The 6926-nt window shown below is 75.0% G+C and carries 5 protein-coding genes; 4 read left to right on the top strand and 1 reads right to left on the bottom strand.

The window, feature by feature from the left end:
- From MHY29_RS10590 to MHY29_RS10575, 4 genes are all read left to right on the top strand, one after another.
- Positions 1-573: hypothetical protein (locus MHY29_RS10590; RefSeq protein ID WP_239241091.1), on the top strand; the 573-nt coding region annotated here is incomplete at its 5' end.
- A gap of 21 nt (positions 574-594) precedes the next feature.
- A complete protein-coding gene (locus MHY29_RS10585; RefSeq protein WP_239241089.1) occupies positions 595-1185 on the top strand; it encodes a hypothetical protein in 591 nt (196 codons plus the stop codon).
- A gap of 107 nt (positions 1186-1292) precedes the next feature.
- Complete coding sequence (locus MHY29_RS10580) at positions 1293-1700, top strand: hypothetical protein (RefSeq protein WP_239241087.1); 408 nt, start codon at positions 1293-1295, stop codon at positions 1698-1700.
- A gap of 45 nt (positions 1701-1745) precedes the next feature.
- Positions 1746-3401: a hypothetical protein gene (locus tag MHY29_RS10575; protein WP_239241085.1), complete on the top strand. Its 1656-nt coding sequence runs from the start codon at positions 1746-1748 to the stop codon at positions 3399-3401.
- Between the two features lie 12 nt (positions 3402-3413).
- On the opposite strand, the gene MHY29_RS10570 is transcribed toward MHY29_RS10575, so the two are convergent.
- Positions 3414-6791 carry an HAD-IA family hydrolase gene (locus MHY29_RS10570; protein WP_239241083.1) on the bottom strand — a complete coding sequence of 1126 codons (3378 nt, stop codon included), beginning with the start codon at positions 6789-6791 and terminating at the stop codon, positions 3414-3416.
- Positions 6792-6926: the final 135 nt, after the last annotated feature.

Below are 6926 nucleotides of genomic sequence, written 5' to 3'. Positions count from 1 at the left end.
ACCCCACACCGTCGGGCCCGCTGCACCCCGCCGTGGCCCCGCCCCGGCGTCCTGGCCCTCGCTGCCGTGCTGGCTGCGCTCCTCGCCCTGGCCGGCGCCGCGGTCGGCCACTCCGCCGCCGGGTCCCTGCCGGCCGGGCTCCTGGGCGGCCCGCACACCTCCGACGCCGACTGGACGCTCACCGGGATCCTCGGCCGCAACCTCGGCGCCGCCCTGCTGGTCTTCGGCGGCGTGGTCACCGGCGGGGCCCTCACCGCCGTCACCCTGCCCCTCGTGGGCGTGTGGGTGGGGGCCACCCTCCGCCTCGCCCTCGACGCGGCAGGCTGGGAGGGCGCCGTCGGCGCCACGGTGCTCTACGCGCCCCTCGAGTTCGCGGGGGTGCTGCTGGCCGCCGTCGCCGGCCTGGTGCCCCTGGCCGCGGCGCTCCTGCGTCCCCGCGACGCCGACGTCGTCCCGGGCCCTCTCTCCCGGTATCTCGGCGCCCTGCCCTCGGCCTGCCTGCTGATCGGGTGCGCCCTCCTCCTCATCACCGCCGCCGGCGTCGTCGAGCACCTCGTGGTCTCGGGACGCTGACCCCCCAGGAAAGGACCTCCCATGTCCAGCTCGTCCCCCGCCCTGCCCGTCACCGCCCTGCGCTTCCCCGAGCACTCCGCCCCCCGGCCCGGCGTGCCCGGCGCCGACGCCCCCGCCGGACCGCGCACCCGCGGCGTCGTCTCCTGGGGCGTGTACCTGGCCGTGTGCGCCGTCGCGGGCCTGCGCCTGCCGGCCATCCTCGAGGCCACCCGCGATCGCATCGCGGCGGAGGCCGGGGCCGACGCCGGCGGCGGATTCGTGGACCTGGCGCTCGGCGTCACCGGCGTGCTCGCGGTGGTCGCGTTCGTCATCGTGTTCGCCCTGTACGTGTCCACGGCCCGCCTCCTCGAGCGCCACACCCTGGCCCCCGCGCCGGGCTCGGTGGTCGGGGCGCACACCCTGGCGCTGGGCTGCACCCTGCTGTCCGTCCACGGGGTTGCCCTCCTCACGGGGACCCTGGCGCCGGTGCCCGTGCGCCTCGGGATCGCGGTGGCGGCCTCCGCGGCCGCGGTCGCCCTGCTGCGCGGCCAGCTCCCCACCGGATCGGCGCCCCGCCGGGTCGCCGCGGCCGCCACGGTGCTGCTGCTGTCCGCCCTGAGCGTCGCCTTCTGAGGCCGGCGGCCCCGGGATGCCCGAACGGGCGTAGTGACCGGCCGCGGCGCCCCCTAGATTCACAACACCACCCCCGCCGGAGGACCCGGCCCGTCTGAGAGGACACCATGCGTCTCACCACCACCCATCTGCGCATCGCCCTGGGCGCCGTCGGCCTGCTGGGCCTCGGCGTCCTGGCCGCCCTCCTCTGGGGCGGCGTGCTGCCGGCCGCCCTGAGCTCCACCCAGCGGGGGATCGTCCTGACGGCGGCCGCGGTGGCGGCCGTGGCCCCGCTCCTGGGGGCCGTGCTGCCCGTCACCCGCATCGAGCGCCCGTCCAGCGCCGTGCTCCCCGCGTTGGGCCTGTTCGGCTTCGGCGTCCTGTTCACCGACGCCCTCGACGTGTTCCCGGTGCGGATCATCGTGATCCTCGGCGGCCTTCTGGCCCTGGCCGCCGTGGTCGCGGCCCTGTTCGGTGGACCCGAGCGCGCCGAGGCCGCCGAGGTGCCCGAGCGCACCGCCCATCGCTTCCACTGACCGCACCGACCCCGGGCCGTGCGCCCCCGGACGGAGGACCCGCCCATGAGCACCACCCTCGCCGCCCCCGTCGGGACCGGCCATCACGCCGTCCCCCGGCCCGTCCCGGCCCCGGACGCGGGGTGGTCACGGGCCGCTCCCGCCCCGACTCCGCGCCGTCGCCTCAGCCTGCTGGCGGACCTGCGCTGCGCGGAGCTCCTCACCTCCCTGGGTCTGCGCATGTCCCTGCGCTCGGCGCGGCTGCTGCTTACGGCCGCGGCGGTCGCCGGGCCGGTGCTCCTGGTGCTCGCGGCGTTCGCCGGGGCACGGTTCACGGCCCTGGTGCTGCCCCCGGGGTGGACCCTGGAGGCGCTGTCCGTGACCGTCCTGCCGCTGCTGTGCGGGCTGTCCCTGGGAGGTGTGATCCTGGCGGAGGCCGTGGGGCGGCAGCGGGAGACCGTCTCCGGCCATCCGAACATCCCGTACTTCCGCGCCCTGGACGTCCCGGCCACCCTGGTGCACGCGGTCTACGCGCTGCCCCGACTGCTCACGGCGGGCACCGTGTGGACGTGCGTGGGGGCGGGCGTTCTCGTGGCCTGCCTCAGCACGGCGTCGGACGCCTCACCGTGGTGGGCGGCCGGCACGGCGCTGCTGGTCCTGCTGCCCGTGGCCCTCACGGCCGTCGCGTCGGCGGTGTCCCTGGCCGTCGCCTCCCGCCCACCTCGCGCCGGGGGGCCCGGGGTCCTGGCCGTCGGCGTCGGTGCCGCGGCGCTCGGTGCGTTCGCGGGGGCGGGGCTCGGCCGTCTGGCTGCGGGAGCGGCCAGCCGACCCGGCCGGCGCCCGGGGGAGGTCTCACCGGTCACCGCGGTGCCGGGGCAGGAGCACGGAGTCGTGCTGCTGGCGGGCGGCGTCCTGCTCCTCGTCCTCGCCCTGGTCGGGGTGGCCGCCGGGCGCCGCCGCCTGCGTGCCCGCTCCTTCCCGCTCGCGGCGGCCGACCCCGTCCGCCTGCGCCGGCGGTCCGCGCCCGGCGGCGGTGCGCTCTCCTGGGCGTGGATGCTGTGGCGCCAACGCCGAGGCTCCACCCGGTGGGCCGCGGAGCGTCGGGTGCTGTGGGGTCTGGCGCTCGTGGTCGGGGCCGCGGCCGGGGCCCGGGCCGTGGGCGTGGGCCGACTGGACGCCTCCCTGGCGGGGCTGCCGCACTCGCCGCTGCTGGAGGGCGACCCCGTGGGCGCCGTCCACACCGTGCTCGTGCTGGGCCTGACCATGGTGGGTGTGGCCCTCGGCGAGACCGCCCACGGCGACCTCGGGCGGCACCGCTTCGGCCGGCACCTGCGCCAGGCCGTGGAGCTCGGCGCCCCGCTCGGGGTCACCGTGCGGGGCTGGATGCTGGCGCTGCTGGGTCCGGCCCTGCTGGGCGGGGTGTGTGCGGGGGTCGCCGCCGTGCTGGTGTGGCCGCCGGTCGGGGGGCTCGCCCCGGCCCTGGTGCTCGGCGGAGTGGGGGGCACGGTCCTGGCGGACCACCTCCTGCCCCCGCCGCGTACCGCGGACGGCGGAGTCGGGGAGGGGATGCTGACGGCCTTGCTGGCCCTGGTGCTGGCCTCCGGTCCTGCCGCCCTGCTGCTGGCGGGCGCCGGCCCCCTGGCGACGGCGGCCGGCGTCGCCCTCCTCCTCGTGGGCGCGGCGGCCTGCCTGGCCCGGCGTCTGTGCGTGCTGACCCCCTGAGCGCGGGCTGGTTCAGCCCAGCGCCACCGTGACCTCACCGCCGGGCTCGAGCGTGTGCTCCCGGCCCGCGATGACCATCGGCACCTCGTGCCACATGCCCTCGCCGGCCGTCACCGTGACGTCCCGCTGGGTCATGTGGATGACCACGGGCTGCTGGTGGTACCGGATGGTGAACCGGGCGCCGGGCAGCTGGCGCGGCAGGCGCGGGTCCAGGCGGACGACGTCGTCGCGCGTCTCCAGCCCGGAGTAGCACCGGATGACGGTGTCCACGGTGCCGGCCATCAGGCCCAGGTGGATGCCCTCGCGGGTGGTGCCGCCCTGGGTGTCGGACAGGTCGGACTCCAGCGCCTCGGTGAAGAGGTCCCAGGAGCGGTCCGGGTCCGTGCGGGCCGCCACCCAGGCGTGCACCAGGCGGGACAGGGTGGAGCCGTGGGTGGAGCGCGCCTCGTAGTACTCCACGGTGCGCTCCAGCGCCTCCTGGTGCAGCTCGTAGCCCATGCGGCCAAGGATCTGCTCCAGCTCCGCACCGGAGAACAGGTAGGGGAGCATCAGGGTGTCGGCCTGCTTGGAGAGCTTGTACCGGTTGGTGGCGTCGCCCTCGGACTGCAGGATCAGGTCCATGCGGCCGATGTTCCCGTACTTGGCTCGGTAGCCCTCCCAGTCGAACTCGAGCAGGTCCTGGTAGCCCTCGAACTGCGCCAGGATGCCGGCCTCGGGGCCCTCGGTGAAGAACGGCACGGTGAGCTTGGCGGCGATCTCCTCCCAGCGGGCGATCTCCTCCTCGGTGACCTCCATGACCTCCGGCAGGCCGTCGTCGAGGGTGTCCAGCCAGCGCAGCAGGCGGGCGGTCTCGGAGAGCACCCAGGAGGTGAGCACGTTGGTGTACGCGTTGTTGCGCAGGCCGGAGCCGGGGGTCTCCGGGTAGCCGTCATGGAACTCGTCCGGGCCCATGACGCCGTGGATCTCGTACCGGCCGGTCTCCGCGTTGTGCAGGGTCATGGACGTGAAGAACCGGGAGATCTCGACGAGCATCTCGGCGGCGTAGTCCGAGATGAAGGAGGCGTCCTTGGTGATCTCGATGTACCTCAGCACGGAGTACGCGATGTCCAGGGAGACGTGGCGCTGGTTGTGGGAGTTGTCCGGCATCCACATGTGGGAGCGCGGGTTCCACAGCTCGGCGGGGGTCTCCTCGCGGCCGTCCGAGCCGGACTGCCACGGGTACATGGCGCCGGCCCAGCCCTCGGCCTGCGCGTTGGCCCGGGCCTCGTTGAGGCGGCGGTAGCGGTACATGAGGATGCCGCGGGTGATCTCCGGGCGGCGCAGCGTGAGCATGGGGTAGACGAAGATCTCGTCCCAGAAGATGTGGCCGCGGTAGCCCTCGCCGTGCAGGCCGCGCGCCCCCACGGAGGCGTCCAGGTCGCGGCGCTTGCCGAACGCGGTCTGCAGCACGTGGTACGTGTGCAGGTTCAGGGCGAGCTGCTGGCGCAGGGAGGCGCCGTCCTTGCCCATCGTGGCGGCGGAGCCGACGGACGCGGAGCGCCCGGCCTCGAACACGGGCGCCTCGAACTCCTCGCCCTCGGCGAGCACGGCGGTGGAGCGGCGCTGGTTGCGGTGCTCCTCCGCGAGGTCGATCCGCACGGAGAAGCGGTCCCAGTTCATGCCCCAGCGCTGCTCGTGCAGGGTCAGCAGGTTGCGGAAGTTCTGGGCGCGCTGGACCTTCTTGATCGCCGACGCGTCGACGGAGGCGAGCGCGTGGTCGTGGGTGTTGGCCACGGCGGCGACCTTCTCCAGCACCAGCGGCACGTCCTGCTCGACGTGCAGGTGGATGTCCTGGCCCACCATGAGGTCCGAGCCCTCCACGGGGCGGCGGATCGGCTGGTGGTGGCCCTTGGGCGCCATCTGGCGGGTGCGCGCGGCGACGGCCACGTGCACGCGGGACTGGCTGGTGACGGTCTCCAGCAGGAGGGTCTCGCCGTCCACCTCGCGCGCCGCCACGGGCTCGAGGTGCTGGTTGGCGAGCGTGCGGTCGTCGGAGACGTTGAGGTTGGCCACGCGCCCGTCGACGAGCGTGCGCACCACCAGGTCGCCGGACCAGTTCTCCGCCTCCACGGTCAGCTCGATGGCGCCGAGGTGGCGGTCCGCGAGGGACTGGAACTGGCGGGTGTGCAGGGTGGTGATGCGGCCCTGGGCGTCCTCGAAGCGCATGGAGCGGGAGAGCACGCCGCGGCGCAGATCCATCTCCTGGTGGTAGTCCAGGAGCGTCTCCTCGCCCGGGATCAGCGGCCTGCCGCCCGCGGGGATGACCTGCAGCGGGGTCCAGTCCTGCATGTTGACCATGTGCTCGGTCTCCACCTGGCGCCCCTGCACCATGGAGGTCAGCCGGTTGAAGACGCCGGCCAGGTAGGTGCCGGGGTAGTGCACGTCGGAGATCCGGGTGCCGGGGATGGAGCCGCGGGTGCCCCAGTAGCCGTTGGCGAGGGTGCAGAGGACCTCGCGGGTGCCCTCGGTGGCGGGGTCGAAGTGGTCCCAGCGCAGCACCCAGGCGGCGTCGAACGGTGTGGTGGTGCGGTCGGCCAGGCGGAGGGTGCCGTAGTCCTTCACCACGATGTGCGCGCCGGCGTCCTTGAGGCGGGGCTTGCCGCCCTCGCCGTGCTCGCGGTCCACGCCGATCACGAGGCCGAACCGGCCGTCCGCGGCGGCCTTCACGCCGGAGACGGCGTCCTCGAGGACCATCGCGTCCGCGACGTCGACGCCGAGTTCGCGGGCGGCCTCCCAGAACATGGCGGGGTCGGGCTTGCCGGGCAGGCCGCGCTCGATCGCGGTGTGCCCGTCCACGATCACGGGGAAGTAGTCCAGGACGCCGCCGGCGGTGAGGACGGCGCGGGAGTTCTTGGAGGAGGTCACCAGGGCCACGGGCACGCCCTTGTCGCGCAGCTTCTCCAGCAGGTCGGTGGCCTCGGGGAACACGCGCACGCCGTCCCGCTCCAGGACCTTCTCGAAGAAGCCCTGCTTGCGCTCGGCCAGGGCGAGCACGGTCAGGTCGACGGGGGCGTCGGCGTCGTCGACCTCCGGCACGGTGAGCCCGCGGGAGGCGAAGAAGGCGCGCACGCCGTCCTCGCGGGGGCGCCCGTCCACGTGGTGCAGGTAGTCGGCCTCCGGGTCGAAGGGGCGCAGGACCCCCGGGTCGGCGGCGACGGCGGCCCGGTTGGCGTCCAGCGCGCCGACGGCGGGCAGGGCCTGGTCGAAGAGCTCCTTCCACGCCACGGCGTGCACGCCGGCGGTGTCCGTGATGACGCCGTCCATGTCGAAGATCACCGCGCGGTAGCGGCGGAGGCGGTGGCGGCGGGCGTTGCGGTCCTGCTGGTCCACGGGGGTGAGGGTCTGCGTCACGCGAGGAAGGCCTTTGCTCTCGGAGGCGGGGTGTGCGGGCGCGTTGGACGCGCCGGAACGGCGGTTCCGGGGCGCCGTCGCCGGCCGGGAATGCTTGAAGCCCAGCCTACGGGCGGGGCGGCGCCCGCGGGGAAG

Source organism: Micrococcus sp. ACRRV (genome assembly GCF_022346985.1).
Lineage (GTDB): Bacteria > Actinomycetota > Actinomycetes > Actinomycetales > Micrococcaceae > Micrococcus > Micrococcus porci.
Note: the sequence above shows the minus strand (reverse complement) of the source record. Positions and strands in the feature narration are given on the sequence as shown.